The 25,870-nt window shown below is 41.1% G+C and carries 23 protein-coding genes, 1 rRNA gene and 1 riboswitch; of the genes, 8 read left to right on the top strand and 16 right to left on the bottom strand.

What is annotated here, in order from left to right; translation table 11 throughout:
- Positions 1 to 797: 797 nt before the first annotated feature.
- On the top strand, positions 798 to 2,099 hold the full coding sequence (locus ACPEH5_RS08825) for a uracil/xanthine transporter (RefSeq protein ID WP_129467290.1): 1,302 nt from the start codon (positions 798 to 800) through the stop codon (positions 2,097 to 2,099).
- 58 nt (positions 2,100 to 2,157) lie between these two features.
- Here the strand turns inward: ACPEH5_RS08825 and thiH are convergent, their stop codons facing one another.
- The 14 genes from thiH to ACPEH5_RS08755 all read right to left on the bottom strand — a co-directional run bounded on the left by thiH (position 2,158) and on the right by ACPEH5_RS08755 (position 16,970).
- Positions 2,158 to 3,279: a 2-iminoacetate synthase ThiH gene (gene thiH, locus ACPEH5_RS08820; protein ID WP_423727029.1), complete on the bottom strand. Its 1,122-nt coding sequence runs from the start codon at positions 3,277 to 3,279 to the stop codon at positions 2,158 to 2,160.
- The gene (locus tag ACPEH5_RS08815; protein ID WP_042849034.1) at positions 3,276 to 4,046 is read right to left on the bottom strand and encodes a thiazole synthase; all 771 of its coding nucleotides are present in this window, start codon (positions 4,044 to 4,046) and stop codon (positions 3,276 to 3,278) included. Before ACPEH5_RS08815 ends, thiH begins: the two co-directional genes overlap by 4 nt.
- 2 nt (positions 4,047 to 4,048) lie before the next feature.
- Positions 4,049 to 4,249, bottom strand: coding sequence for a sulfur carrier protein ThiS (gene thiS, locus ACPEH5_RS08810; protein WP_048605395.1), 201 nt, complete (start codon positions 4,247 to 4,249; stop codon positions 4,049 to 4,051).
- Complete coding sequence (locus ACPEH5_RS08805; protein WP_042849032.1) at positions 4,237 to 4,995, bottom strand: HesA/MoeB/ThiF family protein; 759 nt, start codon at positions 4,993 to 4,995, stop codon at positions 4,237 to 4,239. Before ACPEH5_RS08805 ends, thiS begins: the two co-directional genes overlap by 13 nt.
- Before the next feature lie 70 nt (positions 4,996 to 5,065).
- On the bottom strand, positions 5,066 to 5,731 hold the full coding sequence (gene thiE / locus ACPEH5_RS08800; RefSeq protein WP_042849031.1) for a thiamine phosphate synthase: 666 nt from the start codon (positions 5,729 to 5,731) through the stop codon (positions 5,066 to 5,068).
- Positions 5,715 to 7,688 (bottom strand): phosphomethylpyrimidine synthase ThiC, encoded by a 1,974-nt coding sequence (gene thiC / locus ACPEH5_RS08795; RefSeq protein WP_048605394.1) that lies wholly within the window; start codon positions 7,686 to 7,688, stop codon positions 5,715 to 5,717. Before thiC ends, thiE begins: the two co-directional genes overlap by 17 nt.
- A gap of 141 nt (positions 7,689 to 7,829) precedes the next feature.
- Positions 7,830 to 7,942, bottom strand: a riboswitch (TPP riboswitch).
- A gap of 182 nt (positions 7,943 to 8,124) precedes the next feature.
- Complete coding sequence (locus ACPEH5_RS08790) at positions 8,125 to 9,351, bottom strand: hypothetical protein (RefSeq protein ID WP_131680935.1); 1,227 nt, start codon at positions 9,349 to 9,351, stop codon at positions 8,125 to 8,127.
- 53 nt (positions 9,352 to 9,404) lie between these two features.
- Complete coding sequence (locus tag ACPEH5_RS08785) at positions 9,405 to 11,444, bottom strand: hypothetical protein (protein WP_166686808.1); 2,040 nt, start codon at positions 11,442 to 11,444, stop codon at positions 9,405 to 9,407.
- Positions 11,445 to 11,654: 210 nt separating this feature from the next.
- A complete protein-coding gene (locus tag ACPEH5_RS08780) occupies positions 11,655 to 12,317 on the bottom strand; it encodes an HAD family hydrolase (protein WP_166686809.1) in 663 nt (220 codons plus the stop codon).
- Between the two features lie 18 nt (positions 12,318 to 12,335).
- Positions 12,336 to 13,352 carry an ABC transporter ATP-binding protein gene (locus ACPEH5_RS08775; protein WP_042849026.1) on the bottom strand — a complete coding sequence of 339 codons (1,017 nt, stop codon included), beginning with the start codon at positions 13,350 to 13,352 and terminating at the stop codon, positions 12,336 to 12,338.
- A complete protein-coding gene (locus tag ACPEH5_RS08770) occupies positions 13,352 to 14,125 on the bottom strand; it encodes an ABC transporter permease (protein ID WP_094301225.1) in 774 nt (257 codons plus the stop codon). The genes ACPEH5_RS08775 and ACPEH5_RS08770 overlap by 1 nt, the downstream gene beginning before the upstream one ends.
- A 43-nt stretch (positions 14,126 to 14,168) precedes the next feature.
- Entirely contained in the window at positions 14,169 to 15,071 is a 903-nt protein-coding gene (locus ACPEH5_RS08765) for an ABC transporter permease (RefSeq protein ID WP_042849023.1), read from the bottom strand.
- Positions 15,064 to 15,885, bottom strand: a complete 822-nt coding sequence (locus tag ACPEH5_RS08760) for an alkaline phosphatase family protein (RefSeq protein WP_042849022.1) — start codon at positions 15,883 to 15,885, stop codon at positions 15,064 to 15,066. Before ACPEH5_RS08760 ends, ACPEH5_RS08765 begins: the two co-directional genes overlap by 8 nt.
- A 32-nt stretch (positions 15,886 to 15,917) precedes the next feature.
- Positions 15,918 to 16,970, bottom strand: a complete 1,053-nt coding sequence (locus ACPEH5_RS08755; protein WP_042849021.1) for an ABC transporter substrate-binding protein — start codon at positions 16,968 to 16,970, stop codon at positions 15,918 to 15,920.
- 243 nt (positions 16,971 to 17,213) lie between these two features.
- On the opposite strand from ACPEH5_RS08755, the gene nudC reads away from it, so the two are divergent.
- The 6 genes from nudC (at position 17,214) to ACPEH5_RS08725 (ending at position 21,793) form a co-directional block, all read left to right on the top strand.
- Positions 17,214 to 18,005, top strand: a complete 792-nt coding sequence (gene nudC, locus ACPEH5_RS08750; protein WP_042849020.1) for an NAD(+) diphosphatase — start codon at positions 17,214 to 17,216, stop codon at positions 18,003 to 18,005.
- A gap of 92 nt (positions 18,006 to 18,097) precedes the next feature.
- The gene (gene hemE / locus ACPEH5_RS08745) at positions 18,098 to 19,162 is read left to right on the top strand and encodes a uroporphyrinogen decarboxylase (RefSeq protein ID WP_042849018.1); all 1,065 of its coding nucleotides are present in this window, start codon (positions 18,098 to 18,100) and stop codon (positions 19,160 to 19,162) included.
- 109 nt (positions 19,163 to 19,271) lie between these two features.
- Positions 19,272 to 19,943, top strand: a complete 672-nt coding sequence (gene nfi, locus ACPEH5_RS08740; RefSeq protein WP_048605386.1) for a deoxyribonuclease V — start codon at positions 19,272 to 19,274, stop codon at positions 19,941 to 19,943.
- Positions 19,944 to 20,017: 74 nt separating this feature from the next.
- Complete coding sequence (locus ACPEH5_RS08735) at positions 20,018 to 20,605, top strand: YjaG family protein (RefSeq protein ID WP_042849016.1); 588 nt, start codon at positions 20,018 to 20,020, stop codon at positions 20,603 to 20,605.
- Between the two features lie 199 nt (positions 20,606 to 20,804).
- Positions 20,805 to 21,077, top strand: coding sequence for an HU family DNA-binding protein (locus ACPEH5_RS08730; protein WP_004264522.1), 273 nt, complete (start codon positions 20,805 to 20,807; stop codon positions 21,075 to 21,077).
- Between the two features lie 74 nt (positions 21,078 to 21,151).
- Positions 21,152 to 21,793, top strand: coding sequence for a DUF1481 domain-containing protein (locus tag ACPEH5_RS08725; protein WP_306804129.1), 642 nt, complete (start codon positions 21,152 to 21,154; stop codon positions 21,791 to 21,793).
- A gap of 270 nt (positions 21,794 to 22,063) precedes the next feature.
- Here ACPEH5_RS08725 and purD read toward each other — a convergent pair whose 3' ends face one another.
- A complete protein-coding gene (purD, locus tag ACPEH5_RS08720; RefSeq protein ID WP_042849014.1) occupies positions 22,064 to 23,347 on the bottom strand; it encodes a phosphoribosylamine--glycine ligase in 1,284 nt (427 codons plus the stop codon).
- A 17-nt stretch (positions 23,348 to 23,364) separates the two neighbouring features.
- Positions 23,365 to 24,954: a bifunctional phosphoribosylaminoimidazolecarboxamide formyltransferase/IMP cyclohydrolase gene (gene purH / locus ACPEH5_RS08715; protein WP_042849013.1), complete on the bottom strand. Its 1,590-nt coding sequence runs from the start codon at positions 24,952 to 24,954 to the stop codon at positions 23,365 to 23,367.
- A 731-nt stretch (positions 24,955 to 25,685) separates the two neighbouring features.
- Between purH and ACPEH5_RS08710 the strand changes: the two genes are divergently transcribed.
- Positions 25,686 to 25,870, top strand: a 16S ribosomal RNA gene (locus ACPEH5_RS08710); the annotation flags it as partial.

Here is a 25,870-nt window from a genome sequence, read left to right as displayed (position 1 = left end):
CACAACATCATTCTTTTATCACGAAGAAAGAGGTTTTGAATATCAGACCTGTTCATTTTTTTTAAGAAATGCTAGTTACAATATAAATTTGATAATTAATAGTGGCTTTATTTGCGTAATGAATTAAAATGAGATACTTTATTTCACCCTCATGTTTTATTGTTAATATATTGATATTAAAGCGTAATAACTATCCTTCTATTGTATGTTATATTTAACAAACTATTTCCTATTCACTTATCTTAAATATATTAATAAAGACATCCTTCTTAATGAATAAAAATATTTTAAATAATATAGTTAATTTTATATGTTAATTTTACAATATATAAATACAACTTTAAATAGATGTTAATTCTGATTTATAACAATAATTAAGTACAAAAAGCTAATTCCTTACATCGTGAACGTCTTTTTATATTGAGATTATTTTTATAATAATCATGTATTTAAGTATTATTACTTATTTTTCGTTTTCGAAAAAAAACGAAAGTTATAGAAGATGCAATCTAAAAAGGAGTATCTTGTTTTTATATGTGATTATAAAAATACGTGAAGGTGGTTTGATTTATACTATGGTAAATTTATCGATAACCTAACAATGAATAAATAAAATTGATTAATTAATATAAAGAGACCATAAAATTCAATATATAGATTAAAATGTATTTTAATGGTACTTGCGCTATTTTTTTGTCATGATGCAAATAGATAACATTGAAAATACTTAAGTAGATAGAAAAAATTAAATATTACTACGCTGTAGTACGCTAAGTAAGATAAAGCAAGGAACCAATATGCAATATTCCCTCATTAAAAAAAATAATATTATTTCTGGTTTTCAATGGTTCTTTTTTATTTTTTGTAACACGGTCGTTATTCCCCCTACATTACAATCCGCTTTCCATTTATCGTCACAGACCACATTTGTGATCACGCAATATGCTTTTCTCTTAACGGCATTAGCCTGTCTACTTCAAACTTTTTTAGGTCATAAACGCGCTGTAATGGAAGGTCCTACAGGGTTATGGTGGGCAACTATTTTAACGGTGACATTATCAGAATCTATGCAAGGAACAGCGCTTGAGACGGTGGGGTGGAGCTTAGCTATTGGTATTTTTTTGTCTGGATTACTGACTGTTTTAATTGGTCTAAGTGGGGTAGGTGGTTGGCTAGCTAAATTATTTAAACCTGGGGTACTTGTAGTATTTATGTTTTTACTTGGGGCCCAGTTAGTCACTATTTTCTTAAAAGGGATGCTAGGTTTACCTTTTGGTGTAGCAGGGGACAGTGTTACAGTTAATTACCCAGTTTTCTTTCTGGCATTAGCAGTACTTATTTTTGTTATTGGGGTGATTATTTATTTGCCTTCGAATATCAGTAAGTATGCACTATTAATGGGGACCATTATTGGTTGGGTTACATATAGCGGGCTATTTGGTAATACAGTGTCATCAGTTTCTTCTGCCCAATGGATGTTATTTCCATTAGGAAAATCTGATCAAATCAGTATCAGTATTGTACTCACAGCTATTTTGGCTGGGATATTAAATACGTCAAACACGTTTGGGGCTATGCGGGGGACGGATGTGTTTTATCCTCATTCATTACCGACTAAGTCCTTATATCGCCGAAGTTTTATTATGTCAGGTTTGGTCACTATGTTGTCGGCCCCGATAGGGGTAGTGCCTTATTCTCCTTTTGTTTCCTCCATTGGATTAATTACGCAAACCAAAGACAGTTCACGGCTCTCTTTTTGTATCGGTAGTCTGATCTTATTTTGTGTTGGTGGGGTTGCCATATTAACGCAGTTTTTTCGTTCATTACCGCTTGCTATCGGAAGTGCGGTCATGTTAGCGACTTATCTACCTTTACTTTTTTCGTCGTTTTCATTTCTCGCAGATATAAAACTGAACGCACGCAACATCTATCGTCTTGCCTTACCTATTTTTATTGGCATATTTTTAATGTCAGCGCCCGCAGCTGTACTGGATTCCTTACCCATTATGTTCAGCTCTCTGTTAGGAAATGGTTTATTAATGGGGATCATATTGGCATTGGTTTTAGAAAATACGATTAACTGGGATAAAATTGCTTAGGAATAAAAACAAAATTAATCAGTATTAATGGGATGCTTTCCATTAATACTGATGATACTTAGCGTCCTAAATAACCATCCCAATCTTTCCAAACAGGTTGTAACCCTGCTTTAACAAGTACGTCCGCGACTTGTGCTGCCCTGCGATTATCATTTGGCGAAAATTGTTCCAATTCTTCTTTGGTATCCGCATATCCACCCGGCTGGGTTTTCGAGCCAGCACTTATGTTATTAATTGCGAGAGGCACAACATGGTCACGGAAGTAGGGGGATTCACGTGTAGAAAGTGATAGCTCTACATTGGGTGCAAGGATGCGAAAGGCGCAGATAAGCTGGACGAGTTCCGCTTCATTCATAATCGATGCTGGGACTACTCCCCCCGCACAAGGGCGTAAGCGTGGAAATGAGATAGAATAGCGGCTCTGCCAGTAATATTGTTGTAAATACAGTAGATGCTCAGCCACCATATAACAGTCAGTGCGCCAACTATTTGATAAACCAATCAAAGCGCCCAAGCCAATTTTATCAATACCCGCTTCCCCTAAGCGCTCAGGTGTTGCTAAACGCCAGTGAAAATCCTGTTTTTTACCTTTTAGGTGATGTAATTGGTAGGTCGGTTCATGGTAGGTTTCTTGGTAGACCATTACCCCGTCAAGCCCCAATGATTTCAATTCCTTATATTCGTCAGTGTGCAATGGCTGTACTTCCATCATTAACGAGCTAAAGTATTGGCGAATAATTGGGAGTGTATGACGAAAATAATCCATTCCGACTTTATTTTGGTGCTCACCTGTGACTAATAATAAGCTATCAAAGCCAATTTTACGGATGGTTTCGCATTCATTAATTATCTCATTATCATTTAAGGTTTTACGCTTTATTTTATTACTCATTGAAAAACCACAATAAGTACAGTCATTTGCACATAAATTCGATAAATAAAGTGGGACGTAAAACCCAACTGCATGGCCGAAGCGTTGACGAGTCAGCATTTGTGCTCTTTGCGCCATCGTTTCAATGAAAGGCTGCGCAGCAGGCGATAGCAATGCCATAAAGTCGTCGAGTGTGAGCATATCATTGGCTAAAGCCCGTTCCACATCATGAGACGTTTTGCTGTTAATACGCAGTGTAATATCATCCCAATTCAGTGTTTCTAAGCGTTCTTTGAAACTCGGGATCATGATAATGCTCCCAAGAAACTAGTTAATGGGCTAGATGCTTGAGCCTGTTGTTGAGGCGCAGCTAACCCGCTTTGGTAAGCAAGTTCAGCGGCTTCGACGGCGAGCTTGAAGGCTTTTGCCATTAAGACCGGCTGTTTAGCGACAGCAATTGCCGTATTGACTAAGACCGCGTCGGCCCCCATTTCGATAGCTTCTGCCGCATGGCTGGGAGCACCAATCCCTGCATCTACTACAACAGGCACAGTAGCTTGTTCGATAATAATGCGTAACATTTCTTTCGTAGCTAAGCCTTTATTGGTGCCAATAGGTGCACCTAGCGGCATAACTGCAGCACAACCGACTTCTTCAAGGCGTCGGCAAAGTACGGGATCTGCACTGCAATAAGGTAGAACGACGAAGCCTTCTTTAACTAATTGTTCTGCGGCCAATAAGGTCTCAATTGGGTCTGGTAGCAAATAACGCATATCAGGGTGAATTTCGAGTTTAACCCAGTTAGTGCCTAATGCTTCACGGGCGAGTTGTGCGGCAAAAATGGCTTCCTGTGCGTTTTTTGCTCCAGAGGTATTGGGTAATAGTTTTACGCCAAGTTCTTGAAGTGGCTGTAAGATACCATCATTTTTTCCACGTAAATCAATACGTTTCATTGCCATAGTCACTAATTGGCTCCCTGAGGCTTGAATAGCATCTTGCATCAGGCTCGCGCTGGCAAATTTGCCTGTTCCAGTAAACAGACGTGATTGAAAAGTAAAATCTGCAATTTTTAACATCATTAGCCCCCAGCGATAGCTTGAAATAACAAGATATTGTCTTGGTCATTGATGACATGAGAATCCCACTGACTTTTAGGAATAATCACTTGGTTAATGGCAAGTGCGGTTCCTGCTGTTTGTCGTTGAAGAGCGGCAAACAATTGATTGACCGTAAGCGGTGCATCAAAATCCATGGGTTGGTCGTTAATTATGATATGCATATTTCCTCCCTACAGATTGGGCATTGCGAGGATGGAGAGAGTTGCAATGTGTTCCAGAGCTGCTGCTTGCCATCGAATAACCGCAACTTACCGCTCAAAGAGGAAGGAAGGCCGACAAGGAGTTTTATGGCTTCTAATGCTTGTAATGTGCCAATAACACCGACGACAGGGCCTAGGACACCGGCGGTGCGGCAGTTACGTTCCGGTTCGCTTTGTTCAGGGTAGAGGCATGCATAACAGCCTGAACGAAATGGCGGTTCGAGTACCATCAGTTGCCCACCAAACCCAACAGCACTACCACTAACGAGAGGAGTACTTGTCATAACACAGGCGGCATTGACTGCATGGCGGGTCGCCATATTGTCACAACAATCAAGGACAAGATCGACTTGCTCAGCTAATGGAATTAAGCTTTTAACATCAAGTTGTTGGGCTATGACATGTGTTTTTACCAGCGGATTGAGCTGGTTGAGTCTATTGGCTGCTAACTGAGCTTTTGATAGCGAAATATCGTCACTATCGTATAAAACCTGCCTTTGTAAATTAGATACATGTAAGTCATCATGGTCGGCTAGCCATAGTTCCCCTACACCAGCCCCAGTTAAATAGAGAGAGGCAGGTGAACCTAATCCCCCTAATCCAACAATCAGCACTTTGCTATTTTTGAGCTTTTGCTGACCTTCAGGGCTGATATCTTCGAGTAAGAGCTGGCGGCTGTAACGCATAAATTCTTGGTCACTCAACATGATAGATCCTTTCGAGTTATCATCATGGAGAAATTACGAGAAATCGCAATAACTCCATGATTATCAAGTATTAATATAAACGCTTGTTTTCAACTAAATCTAACAGTGTCTGTGTTGCGGCTAACCAATCGTCAGCCAGCGTAATTGCGCTCACGAGGGCAACACTACCGACGCCGGTTGCAAGCACTGCAGGAACTCTGTCGATAGAAATTCCCCCGATTGCGACGGTTGGGTAGTCAGGTGTTGCAGCAACCATTTGCCTTAATGTTTCCAATCCTTGAGGGGAAGATGGCATCTCTTTGGTCTGTGTTGGAAATATATGTCCCATCGCAATATAGGAAGGGCGCACTGATTTTGCGATGGTGAGTTCATGTTCATCATGGGTTGAAATGCCTAATCGAAGGCCTGCTTGATGAATTGCCAATAAGTCCGTGGTTTCTAAGTCTTCTTGGCCTAAGTGTACGCCGTAGGCTCCTAATTCAACGGCTAATTGCCAGTAATCATTGATAAATAACCGGGCGTTATGCTTTTTCCCTAAGGCAATTGCTTGTTGAATATCATCGCGTACTTCTTCATCAGTTTTATCTTTGATGCGCAATTGGATGGTGGAAACACCTGCATTGAGCAGGCGTTCAATCCATTCAACCGAATCGACAACAGGATAAAGCCCGAGGTATTTTTCGGTAGCTGGAAAAGGTGTACTAGGAATAGTGACAGCGCTAGGCGATTTTTTCATTATTAGTCACCTCTGCATTGACGATTTCAGCACCATGGTAAAGCTCACTGCCATGTGCGCGAAATGCTTCGGACATTTGTTCCATGCCAGCTTCTTTTTTAGCAGCATAGTCGCGGACCTCTTGGGAAATCTTCATTGAGCAGAATTTCGGCCCACACATTGAACAGAAATGCGCAATTTTTCCAGATGCTTGTGGCAAGGTTTCATCGTGGTATTTGCGTGCGGTTTCAGGGTCAAGTGCTAAATTGAATTGGTCTTCCCAACGGAATTCGAAACGCGCTTTAGACATGGCGTTATCTCGAATTTGTGCTCCGGGATGGCCTTTGGCAAGGTCAGCGGCATGGGCGGCAATTTTATAGGTGATTAGCCCTTGTTTTACATCGTCTTTATTAGGCAACCCTAAGTGTTCTTTAGGTGTTACATAACAAAGCATCGCACAGCCAAACCAGCCGATCATTGCTGCACCAATACCCGAGGTAAAGTGGTCGTAACCCGGAGCTATATCTGTCGTGAGTGGTCCTAAGGTATAGAATGGGGCTTCGTGACAATGTTCCAATTCTTCCGTCATGTTGCGGCGGATCATTTGCATCGGGACGTGACCTGGGCCTTCGATCATTACTTGGACGTCATATTCCCATGCAATTTTGGTCAGCTCGCCAAGGGTATGAAGTTCAGCAAATTGTGCTTCGTCGTTCGCATCTTGGATTGATCCTGGACGTAAGCCATCGCCTAATGACAAGGAAACGTCATAAGCGGCACAAATTTCACAGATTTCGCGGAAGTTTTCGTATAGGAAGTTTTCTTGGTGATGAGATAAGCACCATTTTGCCATGATAGAGCCACCGCGAGAGACAATTCCCGTAAGGCGTTTAGCCGTCATTGGTACATAACGTAGTAGCACTCCCGCATGGATGGTAAAGTAGTCAACACCTTGTTCGGCTTGCTCTAGCAGGGTATCGCGGAACATTTCCCAAGTTAGGTTTTCAGCTACACCATTTACTTTTTCGAGCGCTTGATAAATAGGAACCGTCCCGATAGGCACAGGGCTATTGCGTAAAATCCATTCGCGAGTTTCGTGAATATAACGCCCAGTTGATAAGTCCATAACGGTATCAGCCCCCCAGCGGGTTGACCAAATCAGTTTTTCCACCTCTTCTTCGATAGATGAAGTCACGGATGAGTTACCGATATTCGCATTCACTTTAACTAAGAAGTTGCGACCGATTATCATGGGTTCAGATTCTGGGTGGTTAATATTCGCAGGAATAATTGCTCGACCAGCCGCCACTTCTTGGCGGACAAACTCAGGTGTAATATTTTCGGGCAAATTTGCCCCAAAAGCCTGTCCAGGGTGTTGTTGTAATAACACTTCGCCGCGAATACGTTCGCGGCCCATATTTTCACGGATAGCGATAAACTCCATTTCTGGGGTAATTATCCCTTTGCGCGCATAATGTAATTGGGTTACACATTTATTATTTTGCGCTTTTAATGGTTTAGGGCGGTTGTTAAAGCGGAGATGGTCAAGGCCTGCATCTGCTAAGCGTTGTTGTGTGAAGTCTGAGCTTAAGCTTTCTACGGTAATGGTATCTGCTCGTTCGTTTATCCAAGGGGCTCGAATTTTTTTTAAGCCTATGTGGACATTTAACTCAGAAGTTGGGTCGCCGTATGGGCCAGAAGTGTCATAGATAGGAACAGGTTCGTTATCTTCAAATTGTGGGTTGTCTTTATCACCCCCAATTAAAGTTTGAGAGAGTTGAATTTCTCTCATAGGGACTTGGATATCTTCTCTAGAACCTTGTAAATAAATGCGTTTAGAGTTAGGGAATGATACACCAGAAACTGTATTAATAAAGTTTTCTGCTGCATCTCTTTGAGCTTTACGTGTACGTGCCGGTGCCGCTTGTGGCGATAAGTCTGCAGTAGGGATGACGTTTTGTTGTGTATTATTGGACATAGCAATTTCCTGACATTGTCTCGGCTATCACAGTTTTGTGTAGCGGGTTTATCGAAAGAAAGTTGCTTGTCAGGAGTTCGGAGGAGTAATAAAAAGATATTGCGGCTAATTTATCACCTTACAAGGCAGTGATAATTGCGCTAAATGATTACTCTTGTTCCCTTCGCGGGTATTAACCCGATCAGGTTCCGCGGATCCCGAATTAACGGTCTCAGCCTGATGTTTTCACATACTAGGCACTCCGACAAGAATTAATCAGTATAAGCCTTCCTCGTCATTCTTCAAGCGATAAGTGCGTTGGCTGCACTCGGCTATCCAAGTCACATGCTGATGTATGCTCCTTGGAATACCCTCGCTTGCCGCCTGCTTCTTACTTGAATAATTTAGAGGAAGTGGATAGTGGTTGGTTTAGAGGAACCAAGTCTAAAGTAAGTGGTCAGTTATAATTAATATGTTGTTCAAGGGCAGCCAATATTTGTTGCTTATCTATTTCTAGCTCACCATAAGGTGCGTAGTATTGTTCTGCGCCTTGATGAGTAAATAATGTTGCTTTTGGCGTATCCGTAATAAATACCCCACAGGATTCAAGCCAGCCCGGTGATTGCTTAAGTTGCTCTGGCGTGAGTCGAGATTCATCGTTTTTGAATATTAAATACATATTGACTTGCCTATCCCCCAAATGTTGGAACACTGATGTCGTACTAATATGTTTTTCGCCTGATAATTTTTGGCAAAAGTCTTGGATTAATAAGGTCTGTTCCTGCCAGTCAACTTTTGCGCTATCCATTTCAATGCATAGCGTTGGTAAAAACCAATCCACCCATTTATATTTTTCATTGTCAGAGGGCAATGTTTTTTGCTGTAACAGCGGTAACTTCACATCATGCGGAATAAATTGAAAATGAGGGGTATTTTCGTCACTACTACACTCTAGCGAATTTTGTACTAAGAGATCTTTTATTTGACCAAAATGAGTCAGGTATTCCACCATAGGAATAAAATACTTAGCTTCATTTAAAAAATTATTACCCTGACGTATTTGGGATTCTTGCTTGTATACCTGATCATTATAGGTTTGCAGATCAAGGATAGGCTGTTTATTAAAGTATAAGGCACAATCATCACGCGTTTTACTCTGTAATAACGTGTTTTTCTGTTGCTGTTCTTGTGCTCTATGGATTGTAAAATCAGGGGTTATAACTTTCTGACCAAGAAAATAAGGTTTGGTTGGCTGTTGTTCAATAAATGGTTGGCCATTTAGCTCAATCTTTTTTAATTGTGACTGTTGATCACGAAAGTAAAAACGAACAATGGTATCTAGCTGAGTACATTTATCAGTATAGCTTTGGCATGTATTATCTATTCCCCATTGGTCGAACAGGCGCTGTTTTGGCGATTGAAACACTTTTTCAGCAAAGCGTAAGCTTGCTTGGTCGCCGAGTAACGATATCATATAGGGGGACATCTCTGTCGATTTATGGCTCCCCGCTAATGGATGTGTCATTTTTTCTATACTACTCGAACTGCTTCCGGGTACAGCATCTAATTTAATATATTCACTAGAAGGTCTCTCAATGGAGAGCCTAGCCGTGTATGGCTGGGTATTATCTGGGGGAAGACTTGTAAACTGGGCAATCATCGTACGGTAATCATGGTTCATCATATTAATGTATTTCCTATATTACATCATTGGGTCGGCTGAGGGCTTGACTTGCATTAGCCATCCGAGAGCATGTCGTTGAGTAAGCGGTGACTGGCAAAATGTTGTAATAAAGGGCGCTGTTGGGCTTCAATTTTATGGAATAGCGCTTGGTTGTTACGTTGAAGCTCAGAATCTGATTTTAAATCTTCAATCATATAATAAGTAAATAATGCTAATACCTGATGAGTCTCAGGGTATGTCGCTCGTTTATCAAACTGGCCGATATATTCTTCCGCTAGTGCCGCTCGGCTTTCATATAAGGCAATTTGTTTTGGCTCGGTATTGGATATCGTCAGGGATTGAACCACATCTTGGTAAAACTGCTGAATATCTTTGGCCAACTGAATAATATGTTGATTCGCGATTAAGTGATCGGCGGGATCGTGAAACGTTATATTAGGTAGGTCACGTAGGAGCGGTTTTGTAAAAGCTTCTTTAGTGCGCTCTCTTAGCTGTGTTCTTGCGGGAAACGCTTTATTTTCAGAACAGTCAGGTTTCAGTTCTGCATTTTGGTCGTAATTCATTAGCAAAGGGACTATCGCGAGAACCGTTTTTTGTTGCTCAGTTAATGGGTGGTCAAGTTTCAGTTTGGGAATTTTATCTAATACTTCGGGTAAATTATCATAGGTTGACACTTGTTTATTAAATAATGATTGATTAGTGACTTGTATGCCTTGTTCACTGAATTTAGCAACAGTAATGTTATCTAAAGGGACGAAATGCTGATGTTGAATGCTTTGTTTGACTTGTGCATTTAAGGTCTCTTTCTCCTCCCTTAACTTGTCAATAAATTCGTTGGGGTCAGTATCAATGAATCCACCTAATACAAAGCGTTGTAGTGATGTCAGGTGTGGTGCACTCGCAAGCTCTTGTATTGAAAGAAAAGGTTGGCAGCGTTCTGTACCATGAAATGTCATCAATTCAGCATCTCGTGATTGGGTTTCATTTTGACCGCTAGCAGAACGGTGGTGGACAATCATTTCAGTGCGAATGCCAGTTTCAATCGGTGTTGTATTATTGGGGTTGCGAATAACAGTATAGTGCGCACCTGGAACATGGCTAAACTCATGCTGTAGGTTGTCCATTGTTGGGAATTTGGTGGCGGCTTCGTTTTTCGTAAAGCGGATTGTACTTTCTGTATCATATGGAAATGCGGCTAAGCATTGTTCGGTATTTGCTTCAAGGCTATTTGCAGTGCGCGTGGTGATCAGCTTAAATTCAGCAGCATAATTACTATTATCAAAGTGATACATCCACTCGCGGTATTTGCCATCGTCTTTACTTGCAGGGTTGAACATAAAACGAAAGTTAGAAACGGCAGGAATATCACCTAACTGATAGGCTGCTTTGAATATTTGAAGTGGGGTTAATTTAGCATTAAGGCAGCGGGGGTCTGTAATGGCGGTTTTGATGTTTTGGGTAGCAAAGTCGAGTTTTTTGTAGTCATCCTTACAGACGGCATGTTCCTTCATTTTTTCGTCATAGAATTCCTTGAATAGGGCATAGCTTTTCTTATCAACTTCACAAGCAGACATGCCATACATCCCCCATTCTTTGGCCATTATATTCAGCTCACCTTTTACCTCATCATCAATGAGCGAGAGTAAAGCGGCTCGGAGTTGTGCGGTATCAGTTGATCTTGTGAGTTGTTGGTATTGGTTTTTTTCAACTTGACTTAATTCAGAGATAGCTTTGAATCTATTGGGCTGTGTAATAACAGTATTATATTGGCTAAGAATTAATTTCGTGAAATTTGGGTTTGTAGTTAAGCTTGAATTACCCGTTAAATTAATACCTTGAATTAATTCTGAAAGGTTAACGTGAACCATCCTGTTTGCTAGAAGAGAACCATTTTTTTTTAAGATATCTAATATTGATGGGGCTGTTTGATGAAACTGGATTTCACGGTTTTTCAATGAAACTAATTGATAAGCCGTATTTGTATGGTTATCAATAAAAAAATTCTTAATACCATCATCAGTATCTGCCTGCGCTAATGTAATAATATAGTCAGTATTGGCATGTAGTAAGTGAGTGTTGTTAATATTTGGCATTTTGTCCTCAATGGGTATTGTGAATAGGAGGACATTGTCTATTAGCGGAAAAGCTATTTCTTTCGAAAAGGCAGAACAAATTTTCTGTAATTAGATTCTGATCTGATACAGGAAATAGTGTGAGTAAAATGAAAGTTGTACAGTCTGCATATCATACTCGTTATATTTTAGAGTCTCTAACACTATTCCCAAGGGGTTATTTTTTATAAGTCATAAGTGCCAAGTATATTGTGGCCAGTTATATTCCGTAGCAGCTTGTTGCAAACGAGAGTCACCGTTGACGATAAAGGTTTCGTCAGCAAATTGGCACATTGGCAGGTCATTAGCTGAGTCAGTATAGAAATAAATGTAGGCATCAGTAATTGGCTGGTGGCGAACCCAAGCTAACAGGCGTTTGACTTTGCCCTCTTTAAAGGTTGGAACGCCGTCAATCTCTCTGGTGTAGCAGCCATCTTTTTGTTTGATATCGATCCCCATTGCGACATCTGCATTTAATTGATCTGCAATTTTTTTCACGATAAAGGCCACCGTTGCGGAGATTACAATAATTGGAAAACCTTTCGCTCGATAATTTGCGATCGTTCTAATCGCTTCAGGGTAGATCCGCGGTAAAATCACGGTTTGTACAAAATCGTCCAACCAGATATCTACTTGCTCAACTTTTACATTGGCGAGAGTTTGTAGGTTAAAGCGTAAGTAAGTTGGCATATCTAATGTGCCTGCATTATATTGCGCCATCATGGCTTTATCTGCTTCTACAAATTGTGGGTCGCGGATAATTTGCTTATCCCACAGATATTGTGTCCACAGTACGCTGCTATCTCCTTGAATTAAGGTATCATCCAAGTCGAAAATGGCTAATTGGTTTTGCATTATATTCCTATCTAATTATTAGCTAAGTGCGCGAATTTCGTTTTTATTAAACATTAATTCAAGGTGAGTACCTGGCTCGAATAAACGCTCTGATGAGCGATTGAGTAAATCGACTGTCATGACCCCGACAGGCGTATTTACATTATAACGAATAATATTCCCCAGTAATTGGTGATCTACAATAATAGCATCAACAGGGTGCGATATATGTTCACCGTATTGACGACCCGATTCTTTGACATAAATCGACTCAGGTCGAATCGCGAGTAACCCTTGCAAGTTAAGGCCTAGTATTGCATTTGCTTTTTCCGAATCAACAAGGTTGTAATGACCCATAAAGCGCGCAACAAACTCGTTAGCTGGCTGAGTATAAATATTTTCTGCGCTATCACTTTGTACTATTTGCCCTTTATTCATCAGAAAAATTCGGTCTGACATGATCATGGCTTCATCTTGATCGTGGGTAACAAAAATGGTGGTTAAACCTAATTCACGCTGAATATGGCGAATTTGTTGGCGTAAACGCTTACGAATACGTGCATCAAGTGCAGATAATGGCTCATCAAGTAACAAAATTTGAGGCTTCATGACCAAGGCTCTCGCTAAGGCAACGCGTTGGCGCTGACCTCCAGATAATTGATGTGGATATTGCTGTTCTTTGCCTTGTAATTCCACCATTTCAATTACCTCAGCAACGGCTTTGACTCTATCGTTACTATCGACCTTACGCATTTTTAAACCAAACGAAATATTTTCAGCCACAGTCATATTGGGGAATAAAGCATAACTTTGAAATACCATTCCGACACCACGCTGTTGTGCAGCTTGTTGTGTAACATTTTTACGATTAATGTAAAGTTCACCATGGTTGAGCTGTTCAAGCCCTGCAATGCAACGTAACAGTGTCGACTTCCCGCAGCCACTAGGCCCTAATAAAGTAATAAACTCGCCTTTTTCAATCGTAAATTGGATATCAGAAAATACATTGTTTGAACCAAAGGACTTCGTTAAATTATCAGCAATAACATAACTCATCATTCATCTCCTGAACGATTTAACCGCATTGCTAACCATGTCAGCAATAATGTAAACAGAAAATAAGACATCACGAGTGCAGAAGTGAAATGCCCACTCGTTTGGCGCATATTGAAAAGGTAGATTTGCAAGGTTTCATAGCGTGTTCCCACCAAAATATTGGCAAACACAAACTCACCCATTAAAAAAGAAAATGAAATTAATAATGAAACCAACATACCTTTACGAATATTAGGTAGCACTATCATCATGAACGCTTTAAAACTACTGGCACCAAGTAAATGAGCCGCATCCATTAAGTCATGTAAATGAATACCTTGGAAGCTATTGGCGAGTGCCCGATACATAAAAGGTAAAGTGATAGTGAAATAGGTACCAATGAGGACCCACGGTGTGCCGACTATCATAAATGGCTCATCCGCAAAAATTTGCAGTAAACCGACAGAGGACACCACGGGAGGAATAGCAAAAGGTAAAATGACCAATAAATCCATTAAACCTTTGAGTTTTGGAAAACGATAAAATACCGCGAAAGTCATCGGTAAAATGACTAGCGTACTTACTAGCAATGTGCCAAAACAAATAATGAGTGAGCGACCAAACGCCATTAAAAAGCGCGGGTCTTGCCACAATTGCAGATACCATTTTATGGATAGAGCATCGGGTAGCACCGTTGCGCCCCATGAACTGGCAATTGAGTAAAGAAAAGTCGCTAATATAGGTAGGGCTAGTAGACTAGCAACACTAATTAATATCAGTTTATGAACCCACATTTTGGAATGGGGATTATGTATGTTAGCAGAGCCAATAGCAGAGTTACTTTGCATGGTAGCTCCGTTTTATTAACCAGTGATGGATTGCAGTAATGAACCCCAAAATAGTAATAAGCAACATAGATAATGCAGCGGCCATATTGGGTTCTAAGAACAAATCGCCAGAGACTAAACTAGCGATACGAATAGTCACAAGGTTGTAATTACCACTTGTCAGTGCATAAGTACTGGCATATGCCCCCATCGCGTTCGCAATCAAAATAATAAATGTGCCAAGTAAAGCGGGAGAAAGCACCGGAATCGCAACTTTTAGCCAGTATGTTAGCTTACTGGCGCCCATCGTTTTTGCGGCATCTTCCCATTCAGGTTTTAAAGCATCAAATGCAGGATAAAGTAATAAAATACCTAATGGGATTTGGAAATAGATATACAGCAGCATCAAGCCACTCGCACTGTAAATATTGAAGTCTTCAATAATCCCCCATGCTTTAAGTTGTAGAGTGATAGCGCCATTAAATCCCAGAATAATAATAAAGGCGAAGGCAAGTGGGACACCACTAAAGTTACTTGCCATAGTGGTGAAAGAAATCATAATCCGGCGTACTTTTCCCTGCATTTTATAGATGGAAAAGGCGGTTATACTGGCGATAAATAAGCCTATCACGCTACAAATGACAGAAAGCCATAAGGTATTTTCGAAAGCTTGCAGATAAAAGTCATTACTAAAGGCTTCGAGATAGTTACCTAGTGACCAAGTTTCTTCATAAATAAAACTATTCACTAGTACCCAAACCATAGGGGCTATCTGGAATAAGCAAAATAGTATGATAAATGGCAGTAGTAATAGTGAGGCATGCCAATGAAAACGAGATAATCGTTTTTTTAACATGGCTATTTTTCCCTGTTGTTGGTTAGCCTGCTCACAGGGGGCGATAATATCAGCCATGATTTTCTCCTTGTAATAGGGATTCACAAACTGATTTATCGATAGGGTCCACGCCAAGTAAACGGCAAACAGTGCCACAGATGGCAGTTTGTTCTATATCACAAGGTTGGTGTGAAAATTTTGAACCAATAACAAACAGTGGTACTGAGCATTCTTCTGGTAACGTACCACCATGGCTGCGGTCGTTATTCATACCATGATCGCTAGTAATGAGGATTTGATAACCGTGCTTGATCCACTCGGGAATATAATTTGACAGGATGATATCCGCATGACGTGCTGCATTGCGATATTGAGAAGAATCAAAACCAAATTTATGCCCAGTATCATCAATATTCATTGGGTGAATTAATAAAAAATCAGGGGAAAATTGGTTGCGAAGATACTCGGCATCCATAAATAAGTGGTCATCAGGGTAATGGTCTGCTTGGTAAAAACAGCCATATTGAATAGGTAGCAATTCATTTTGAGTAAAGCGGTCACGAACAGCAACGAATGGTGCTCGGTTATATAGTTCACTAACCCAGTAATAAGCTGCTGCCGCCGTAGTTTTACCAGCAAGACGAGCGAGGGAGAAAATACTATCGAAATTTGATAACCGTACGATATCATTATTCACAATACCGCTTTTAACGGGGGGAACTCCCGTTAAAATACATTCGTACAGTGGGCGGGACATTGAAGGGAGTTCGCATTCCAACTTATATAGTGTTGCGCTGTCGGCTTTGATAAGACCATTGAGATAGCCCATGCAATGATGGGCTACTGAATAATTTAAACCGTCTAGGACAACAAGTATGACTTTATCAGACATCAGACTTTTATTCCTAAAATCAAGTGATTAGATTACTGCTGGTGGATTAGCACTTGCTGTTGCCACATTTTCGGTAAATTGCGAGAGGATTTTTCCCAACCATCAGCATCTTTGATTGGCTGAACATTTTTGTATTGTTCTTCTGGTAGTAACTTAGCTTGAATATCTGCTGGTAAAGTTAGATATTGTGCGCGAATTGGGCGAGCGTAGCCTTCGGCAAGGTTAATTTGCCCTTTATCACTGAAAATAAACTCACGGGCTAGTTTTGCTGCATTTGGGTTTTTCGCGTATTTATTAATAATAGTGGTGTAGCCGGAAATCACAGAACCATCAGATGGGATCACGACAGTAAAGCGATCGCGGTTGATCTGATCACGATAATTCAAGGCATTAAAGTCCCACAAGATCCCAACTTCGACTTCACCTTTTTCAATATTAGCTACGGTTGGGTCATTAACGGATAGACGTTTTTGTTTTGCCAGTTCGGCAAAAAATTCAATGGCAGGTTTTAGGTTATTTTCGTTACCACCACGAGCAAATGCAGCAGCTAGAACGGCATTATTTGCTTGTGCAGCAATCCCGACATCACCAACGGTGACTTTATATTTACCTTTTAGCAAATCATCCCAGCTCTTTGGTGCATCTTTGACTAACTCATTGTTAATCATAAAAGCGATGGAGCCGGTATAGGCCAACGCCCAATGACCATCTTTATCTTTTGCCCAATCGGGGATCTGTGACCAAGTAGTTGGTTTATAGGGTTGGGTGACCCCTTTTAACACCGCAACTGGCCCAAAAGTTGCGCCCACATCACCGATATCGGCAGTGGCATTATTTTTCTCAGCAGCAAATTTCGCTATTTCTTGCGCCGAGCTCATATCGGTATCTTGGTGTTTTAAACCATATTGAGAAGCTAAATCCTGCCAAGTGCCTTTCCAATTTGCCCAAGTATCAGGCATGCCTACACTATAAACTTGGCCTTCTTTTTTCGCGGCATTGATTAATTCTGTTAGGTTAGCATCTGAGGCAAATGCCACGCTGGAGGTTGTTAGTGATAGGAAAATTGCCGGTACAATTGCTTTCATCTTTGTTCTCACTCTTGAGGAGCCGTATTGGTTACCTAGCATCCTAATTTTAACAGGTGACAGACAGTTGACCTTTTTGTGACACTTTTTAGACATTTTATGGAATGGTTCGTCTAAAAAGTGTCAAAATTAGTGATGAAAAAAGATGAAACAAACGTTTGAATGACATTCTTTAAAAGAAGTGTATTGTGTGAATAATTGTCTCGTTTTTATCAATATACAAATTAACGAAAGATACTAAAAATGGATAAATTAACATTAGTAGGAACAGAAAGTGGCTGGTGGTTCGTCTGTTTCGCTGGTCGCTTATGGCTACCTCGTGGGGATATTCCTAGAGGAACGGCTAAGGACTATTCATTAATTGGAAAAATAGCGACACCAATTGGTGAGTGGCAAGGTGAAATTGTTTGGTTAATTGCGGAAAAAATGCCATCGGATATGGCCTCTCCACGCTTAGTCGCTTCCCAAGATGAGGGGTTATTTCGTTTAGCCGGACGCGGGGTGCAACTCGCTGAATTTTATCGCTCACATCGTTATTGTGGATATTGTGGTACCGCGATGCGCCATAGTAGCACCGAATGGGCGTGCTTATGCGACCATTGCCATGAGCGATATTACCCACAAATTGCGCCTTGCATTATTGTCGGGATCCGCCGTGATGATCATATTCTCTTAGCCCAGCACCGACGACACTCACAAAACCCATTATTTACTGTACTTGCTGGTTTTGTTGAGGTGGGAGAAACATTAGAAGAAGCTGTAGCCCGCGAAGTCATGGAAGAAAGTAATATAAAGATAAAAAACATTCGTTATGTATCTTCGCAGCCATGGCCTTTTCCTCATTCATTAATGATGGGGTTTTTAGCAGATTATGAAAGTGGTGAAATCCAAGTTGATCCAAAAGAATTAGTGAGTGCAAATTGGTATCATTACAATGAATTACCGCTTATCCCTCCGGGGGATACAATTGCAAGGCGCTTGATTGAAGACACGGTAGCGCTATGCCGCCAACAGGAATATGAAATAAGTAAATAGTACTGCGCTGATAATGTTACTTTTTACATGTTACAATAGGTATATTCGCTTTTAGCCATTTGCGGCGGCCACTTATAATAATGGAGTAAATAATGACTGAGTTAAAAAATGACCGCTATCTACGTGCTTTGCTACGTCAGCCTGTAGATGTAACCCCTGTATGGATGATGCGTCAAGCGGGGCGTTACCTGCCTGAATATAAAGCAACACGTGCTGAAGCTGGTGATTTTATTGCTTTGTGTAAGAACACAGAGTTGGCTTGTGAAGTTACGTTACAACCATTACGTCGTTTTCCATTAGACGCGGCTATTTTATTTTCTGATATTTTAACAATCCCCGATGCTATGGGGCTTGGCCTTTATTTTGAAACTGGCGAAGGCCCTCGTTTTCACAAGCCCATTACTTGTGCGGCAGATGTGAAAAATATTCCTATTCCTGACCCTGAGATGGAACTAGGTTATGTGATGGACGCAGTACGTGCCATCCGTAAAGCCCTCGAAGGTAATGTACCTCTAATTGGTTTTTCAGGAAGCCCTTGGACATTGGCGACCTATATGGTGGAAGGTGGTAGCAGCAAAGCCTTTACCAAAATCAAAAAAATGATGTATGAAGATCCAAATACGTTACATTTATTATTGGATAAACTGGCGGACAGCGTCATTTTATACCTTAATGCGCAAATTCGAGCTGGTGCGCAATCTATCATGATTTTTGATACTTGGGGTGGGGTGCTCACTAAGCGTGATTATTTGCAGTTCTCCCTAAACTATATGCAAAAAATTATTGATGGGTTGATCAGGGAAAACGATGGTCGCCGTGTGCCTGTTACCTTATTTACCAAAGGTGGCGGTCAATGGTTAGAAGAAATGGCGGCAACAGGCTGCGATGCTTTAGGACTAGATTGGACAACTGAAATTGCCGATGCTCGTCGCCGTGTCGGTGATAAGGTCGCTCTGCAAGGAAATATGGACCCATCAATGCTCTATGCTCCCCCTGCTCGTATAGAAGAAGAGGTGAAAAATATACTTGCAGGCTTTGGCCAAGGTGAGGGTCATGTATTCAACTTAGGTCATGGCATCCATCAAGATGTTCCACCTGAGCACGCTGGTGCTTTTGTGGACGCAGTTCACCGTTTTTCTCGCCAATACCATCAGTAATTATCATTTATTGATGTTCTTGATTTGTGGTGTATTTATTGAACCTTGTAAGTACACCATTATCATCTATGATTAAGAATAATTAAGTTCGATAAGCATTGGACGCATTATGGTTCTAGATACTCAATCATTACGACAACAACAAACTGACCAAGCTTCACAAATTATTTTGCATGATGAAATGTTGCATCCAAAATGGGTTGGTGGGGCAGATGTGGGTTTTGAGCAACAAGGCACAGTCACGAGAGCCGTCATTGTTGTTTTATCGTGGCCACAATTAGAATTGGTTGAGTACCAAATAGCGCGAGTCCCTACCCAATTGCCTTATATCCCGGGGTTACTTTCATTTCGGGAAGTACCTGGGTTAATGGCGGCTTGGGGAAAAATACAGCACAAACCTGAATTAGTCTTAGTTGACGGCCAAGGGATTGCGCATCCTCGGCGTTTTGGTGTTGCTTGTCACTTTGGCTTACAAGCAAATGTGGCAACAATTGGTGTCGCCAAAAGCCGTTTATGTGGTGATGATGTTGTATTAGGTGAAGAGCCTGAAAGTTGTTGCCCATTAATGATGGGTGAAAATCAATTAGGTTGGGTATTACGTAGCAAGAAACGCTGCAAACCCTTGTATGTTTCGCCAGGTCATAAGATAGGTTTTTCATCATCATTAACATGGGTTAAGCAGTGTCTAAGAGGATATAAATTGCCGGAACCAACCCGTTTTGCTGATGGAATTGCATCAAATCGAACGTTTTTTAAGCGAATGAATGAGAAAATCAGCTAATTATCAGCAAAATATGTGGCATTGACAGATTTTCAGGTAAACTGCGAAGTATTAAGATTGATGAGTCAGAAATTATGTTAAGAAATCCCATTCATTTGAGGTTGGAAAAATTAGAAAGCTGGCAACATGTCACATTTATGGCAAGCTTATGCGAAAGAATGTATCCCAACTTTCAAATGTTTTGTCAGCAAACTGAATTTGCAGATGCCAAAGTGTACCGCTCTATTCTCGATATAGTATGGGAAACATTGGTTATCAAAGATAGCAAAGTTAATTTCGACAATCAGTTAGAAAAATTAGAAGAAATTATCCCTACAGCCGATGATTTCGATATGTATGGTGTATATCCAGCTATTGATGCCTGTATTGCATTAGGGGAAATCATTCACTCAAAATTGAGTGGTGAAACACTCGAACATGCAATATTGGTTAGCGAAGCATCCATTCGTACAGTTGCCATGCTCGAAATGACTCAAGCAGGGCGGGAAATGACAGAAGAAGAACTCAAAGACATACCTGCTATAGAAGAAGAGTGGGATATCCAGTGGGACATTTTCCGTTTACTGGCAGCTTGTGAAGAGCGCGACTTAGAGTTAATTAAAGGATTAAAATCTGACCTCCGTGAAGCGGGGGTGAGCAATATAGGTATTACTTTAAGCTAATATTCATGTTTTCATTATCGAAAACGTGACTTAGCGCAGTAATGCTGAGTACTAAGGCTTCACATTTGCCCCGACTCTGGTCTACATTTAGGGGCAAGAAGAAGTGGCTATCGGGGGCGTGTATCAGGGGCTGTCAATTTGGCATATCCGACGCACTCGATGCTTTGCAAACGATAAACACACTGTGTAAGGATAATTTATGAATAAGACTGAATTAGTTGATGCTATCGCAGAATCAGCGGACCTGACCAAAGTTCAGGCAAAAGCAGCATTAGAATCTACTTTAAATGCTATTTCAGAAACGCTGAAAAAAGGCGAGCAAGTCCAACTGGTCGGTTTCGGTACTTTTAAAGTTAGCCATCGTGCAGCTCGTACTGGTCGCAACCCACAAACTAAAGCAGAAATCCAAATTCCTGCAACAACTGTACCTGCTTTCTCTGCCGGTAAAGCATTGAAAGAAGCAGTAAAATAAGTACATTGTACAGACGAATTGCCAGAAGGGGTAAACAACTACCCCTTTTGCTTATTCAAAAAGGGTTGCTGGTATTGGGAGTCATCTCAATACTAAGCGCCTGCTCTTCTAATGCGCCAAAACTCCCTGAATTTAGCGCAAGTGGTTTTATTGCTGATGATGGCGTCATTCGTATGTGGCGGCTCAACGATGCAAAAAGCCAACCTCTTGTCTTAATGGTCGTTTATAGTCCTTATAAAGGTACGGGGACTTCCGTTAATTTCTTTGAATATCGCTCAGGTGCTCTCTGGCAGATCCGCAGCCAAGTTCTAAACCAACAAAGTGGCGATATCATGGAACAATTACGCTTTAATAAAAATGATGAAGTTATTTTTATGCAGCGTGTCCAGCAAAATAGTAAAACCCCACTTTCAACAGATGAGATTGCGCGTTGGCGTTTTGAGGCTGAACGTATTCTTGAAACTAATACCGCTTTGATTGTTGGCGATGTAAAACTTTATCAAGGGCATTGGCAGCAAGGGAAGGTGACAACTTGTGAAGGGGAGGTTCGGGATGTCACTTTCGAACCTTATGCACAAAATTGGATAGAAAGTCGTGCAAAAATTTGGCACTCACAATTAAATTTAGCGTGGTTAGAGTCTCCTGAGGGGACACAACTTTTGATGGTAGCGGATACTGATTTTTGCCGCTGGCAACCTTCTAGAGATAGTTTATAAATAACCGCTCGTCGTTTTTCGAACCACTGCTGCATTGCTACGTTCGTTCACCCTAGTCACATACTTATGTATGCTCCTAGAGATTCTCTCTCTTGCAGCTTTGCTGTGATTCGAAATACTTAGAGCCATTGGCGGTGTGAAGGTAAAAGGCAAAAACAAGTTCAAAAAATAAAAAGATAGAAAGAAATAAAAAGAAAGATAAGCAATAAAAAAGCTGATAAAAGTTTCCTCTTATCAGCTTATGGTCTTTTGTTTCTATTATTTGTTCTATTACTTAATACGGGCGATAGCGCGGTAGCCAATATCGCTACGATAGAAGCTATCATTCCAGTGAATGTTTTTAGCTGTCTCGTATGCTTTTGTTTGGGCTTTTTCAATATCATCACCCAGTGCGGTAACACATAATACACGGCCACCGGCAGTAACCACTTCGCCTTCTTTCATGCGAGTACCAGCATGGAATACCTTGCTATCAGCTGCTTCACTGGTTGGCAATCCAGAAATTATATCGCCATTGCGGTAATCACCTGGGTAACCGCCGGCAGCAATCACAACACCTAAAGCCGGGCGCTCATCCCATAATGAATCTTTGCCTGCCAGTTCACCTTTTGCACCCGCTAAGCATAGAGCGACTAAGTCTGACTGTAAACGCATCATAATAGGTTGAGTTTCAGGGTCACCAAAGCGGCAGTTAAATTCAATCACTTTGGGGTTTCCTGCTTTATCAATCATTAAACCTGCGTATAGAAAACCTTGATAGCGGTTTCCTTCTTTATCCATACCTTTAACTGTTGGGTAAATAACTTGTTCCATAACGCGCTGATGTACTTGGTCAGTAACAACAGGAGCCGGGGAATAAGCGCCCATTCCGCCTGTATTTGGGCCAGTATCGCCGTCACCTACACGCTTGTGGTCTTGGCTTGTTGCCATTGGGATGACATTTTCACCATCGACCATCACGATAAAACTAGCTTCTTCACCATCAAGAAACTCTTCAATTACGATCCGATGCCCTGCATCACCAAACGCATTGCCAGCCAACATATCATGTACTGCATCTTTAGCTTCTTGCAGAGTCATCGCAACAATAACGCCTTTGCCGGCCGCAAGCCCATCCGCTTTAATCACGATTGGCGCACCAACTTTATCTAAGTAAGCCAAAGCGGGTTCTATTTCAGTAAAGTTCTCATATGCTGCGGTTGGAATATGATGACGAGCTAAAAAGTCTTTAGTAAACGCCTTAGAGCCTTCAAGTTGGGCAGCACCTTGAGTTGGACCAAAAATAGTTAGCCCAGCTTGTGTAAATGTATCAACAACACCAATAACTAAAGGAGCCTCAGGACCTACAATGGTTAAATCGATTTGATTATCTTTCGCAAATTGTAGTAATCCATCAATATCAGTAGCAGAAATATTAACGTTCTCAATAGCTGGTTCTAATGCGGTACCTGCATTACCCGGTGCCACATAGACTTTATCGGCTAGAGGAGACTGAGCCGCTTTCCACGCTAAAGCATGTTCACGACCACCGCCACCAATAATTAATATATTCATTATTAAACTCCTAATAACTAGTGACGGAAATGACGCATATTTGTGAAAATCATTGCGATGCCATGTTCATTTGCAGCATCAATGACTTCATTATCGCGAATCGACCCGCCAGGTTGGATCACACAAGTCACTCCAACAGCGGCAGCGGCATCAATACCATCACGGAATGGGAAGAATGCGTCAGATGCCATTGCACAACCTGCAACTTCTAAGCCTTCATCGGCAGCTTTGATCCCAGCAATTTTTGCTGAGTATACTCGGCTCATTTGACCAGCACCGATCCCCACTGTCATGTCATTTTTGGCATAAACGATGGCGTTTGATTTCACAAACTTAGCGACTTTCCAGCAGAATAAGGCATCTTTTAATTCACGCTCAGTTGGTTGGCGCTTTGTGACTATGCGTAACTCTTCGGCTTCAACCATACCTAAATCGCGGTCTTGGACTAATAAACCACCGTTGACACGTTTAAAATCTAAGCCAGCAACAGGTTTACTCCATTCGCCACATTCAAGTACGCGTACATTTTGTTTGGTTTCAAGAATTGGCAGTGCATCCTTAGCAATCGAAGGCGCGATAATCACCTCAACAAATTGGCGCTCAATAATTGCCTGTGCAGTTTCTTTATCTAATGGGCGGTTAAAAGCGATGATACCGCCAAAAGCAGAAGTTGGGTCAGTTTTAAACGCTTTGTCATAAGCGGTGTGAATATTATTGCCAATTGCGACACCACAAGGATTAGCATGCTTAACGATCACACACGCAGGCTCATCAAATGACTTAACGCACTCAAGGGCTGCATCAGTATCAGCAATATTATTATAAGAGAGTGCTTTACCTTGAATTTGTTGTGCAGTCGCGATAGACGCTTCTTTTGGGCTTTCTTCTATATAGAACGCCGCATCTTGATGACTATTTTCCCCATAACGCATATCTTGTTTTTTGATGAAATTTAGATTCAATGTGCGAGGGAAACGGCCAGAAGGTTGTGTGGTATCACCATAATAAGGGGCAACTAATTCACCGAAGTAATTAGCAATCATACTGTCATAAGCGGCTGTATGCTCAAATGCTTTGATAGCAAGGTCAAAGCGTGTTGACCAATTAAGGGAGTTTTCGTGACCATCCATTTCATCAATAATGGTTTGGTAATCATTACTATTTACCACAATTGCAACGTCTTTATGGTTTTTTGCTGCGGAGCGTACCATTGTTGGACCACCGATATCGATGTTCTCAACAGCATCTTCAAGTGTGCAGTTTGGTTTTGCTACTGTTTGAGCAAAAGGATATAAATTCACAACTACCATGTCGATAGGTGCAATATCATGGGATTGCATGATGGCATCATCAGTGCCACGGCGACCTAAGATCCCTCCGTGCACTTTTGGGTGCAATGTTTTTACCCGACCATCCATCATTTCAGGGAACCCTGTGTAATCTGACACTTCAGTTACTTTAAGTCCTGATTCAGCTAGTAACTTTGCAGTACCACCAGTAGATAGAAGCTCAACACCACGTTGAGATAGCGCCTTAGCGAATTCAACAACCCCTGTTTTATCAGACACACTAAGCAGGGCACGACGAATAGGACGAAGCAGTTGCATGAGATAGATCCCTTGGATTTGAATAAATAAGGCAATAACAATATCTAATTAGCGAAAGCCTGAGTGCTCTTCTTATATACCTATTTATAAAAGCAGTGCGGAATTTGCAAGCTTCTTCAATAGCAATATATAAGTCACTAACAATTTCAGAACATAAAAATAAAATCAATGCTGAAATTTCGCGCTAATTGTAACGCAAACGTTTGCGTAATGCGCGATAAATTTTAAATTATTTTTAGCCTGTGGATAATTTCGTGGATAACTCAGTATAAGTGGGGGTTTTGCTGTGGAATGCAGCAGTTGAACTAAAAATGCCAAAAAATCTTAAAAAAAAGGTTGCGAGATTTCTGAGACCCCCTATAATGCGCATCCACTGACCGGGAACAAGACAACGCAAAGCGCGATGAACACTGAAACGGCAGCGAGAGATTCTGAAAAGAAAAAGCAAAAAATTGCTTGACTCTCACAGAGGAAAGCGTAATATACGCCACCTCGCGACAACGACCTAAGTTAATAAAAACTGAGTCGAATTTCCAAAAGAAATGTCGCAACGCTCTTTAACAATTTATCAGACAATCTGTGTGGGCACTCACAGGACACTATCAAAAAAATATTTGATTTTAAGTCTTGAAGAGTGACTAACACGTTAATTCATATATATGAACTAATAGGTAATCTGGTTTCTTCGGAAATCAGGCGACAGTAAACATTCTTTGAGCATCAAACACTTTTAATTGAAGAGTTTGATCATGGCTCAGATTGAACGCTGGCGGCAGGCCTAACACATGCAAGTCGAGCGGTAACAGGGGAAGCTTGCTTCCCGCTGACGAGCGGCGGACGGGTGAGTAATGTATGGGGATCTGCCCGATAGAGGGGGATAACCACTGGAAACGGTGGCTAATACCGCATAATCTCT

It is taken from the genome of Providencia sp. NPDC089933, from assembly GCF_049545585.1.
Classification (GTDB): Bacteria; Pseudomonadota; Gammaproteobacteria; order Enterobacterales; family Enterobacteriaceae; genus Providencia; species Providencia huashanensis.
The sequence above is the reverse complement of the archived record's forward strand: the minus strand, read 5'-3'. Positions and strand labels throughout refer to the sequence as shown.

Coding starts and splice junctions, on each gene's coding strand:
- ACPEH5_RS08825 (WP_129467290.1), top strand. CDS start 798: ATGCAATATTCCCTCATTAAAAAAAATAATATTATTTCTGGTTTTCAA.
- thiH (WP_423727029.1), bottom strand. CDS start 3,279: ATGATCCCGAGTTTCAAAGAACGCTTAGAAACACTGAATTGGGATGAT.
- ACPEH5_RS08815 (WP_042849034.1), bottom strand. CDS start 4,046: ATGTTAAAAATTGCAGATTTTACTTTTCAATCACGTCTGTTTACTGGA.
- thiS (WP_048605395.1), bottom strand. CDS start 4,249: ATGCATATCATAATTAACGACCAACCCATGGATTTTGATGCACCGCTT.
- ACPEH5_RS08805 (WP_042849032.1), bottom strand. CDS start 4,995: ATGTTGAGTGACCAAGAATTTATGCGTTACAGCCGCCAGCTCTTACTC.
- thiE (WP_042849031.1), bottom strand. CDS start 5,731: ATGAAAAAATCGCCTAGCGCTGTCACTATTCCTAGTACACCTTTTCCA.
- thiC (WP_048605394.1), bottom strand. CDS start 7,688: ATGTCCAATAATACACAACAAAACGTCATCCCTACTGCAGACTTATCG.
- ACPEH5_RS08790 (WP_131680935.1), bottom strand. CDS start 9,351: ATGATGAACCATGATTACCGTACGATGATTGCCCAGTTTACAAGTCTT.
- ACPEH5_RS08785 (WP_166686808.1), bottom strand. CDS start 11,444: ATGCCAAATATTAACAACACTCACTTACTACATGCCAATACTGACTAT.
- ACPEH5_RS08780 (WP_166686809.1), bottom strand. CDS start 12,317: ATGCAAAACCAATTAGCCATTTTCGACTTGGATGATACCTTAATTCAA.
- ACPEH5_RS08775 (WP_042849026.1), bottom strand. CDS start 13,352: ATGAGTTATGTTATTGCTGATAATTTAACGAAGTCCTTTGGTTCAAAC.
- ACPEH5_RS08770 (WP_094301225.1), bottom strand. CDS start 14,125: ATGTGGGTTCATAAACTGATATTAATTAGTGTTGCTAGTCTACTAGCC.
- ACPEH5_RS08765 (WP_042849023.1), bottom strand. CDS start 15,071: ATGGCTGATATTATCGCCCCCTGTGAGCAGGCTAACCAACAACAGGGA.
- ACPEH5_RS08760 (WP_042849022.1), bottom strand. CDS start 15,885: ATGTCTGATAAAGTCATACTTGTTGTCCTAGACGGTTTAAATTATTCA.
- ACPEH5_RS08755 (WP_042849021.1), bottom strand. CDS start 16,970: ATGAAAGCAATTGTACCGGCAATTTTCCTATCACTAACAACCTCCAGC.
- nudC (WP_042849020.1), top strand. CDS start 17,214: ATGGATAAATTAACATTAGTAGGAACAGAAAGTGGCTGGTGGTTCGTC.
- hemE (WP_042849018.1), top strand. CDS start 18,098: ATGACTGAGTTAAAAAATGACCGCTATCTACGTGCTTTGCTACGTCAG.
- nfi (WP_048605386.1), top strand. CDS start 19,272: ATGGTTCTAGATACTCAATCATTACGACAACAACAAACTGACCAAGCT.
- ACPEH5_RS08735 (WP_042849016.1), top strand. CDS start 20,018: ATGTTAAGAAATCCCATTCATTTGAGGTTGGAAAAATTAGAAAGCTGG.
- ACPEH5_RS08730 (WP_004264522.1), top strand. CDS start 20,805: ATGAATAAGACTGAATTAGTTGATGCTATCGCAGAATCAGCGGACCTG.
- purD (WP_042849014.1), bottom strand. CDS start 23,347: ATGAATATATTAATTATTGGTGGCGGTGGTCGTGAACATGCTTTAGCG.
- purH (WP_042849013.1), bottom strand. CDS start 24,954: ATGCAACTGCTTCGTCCTATTCGTCGTGCCCTGCTTAGTGTGTCTGAT.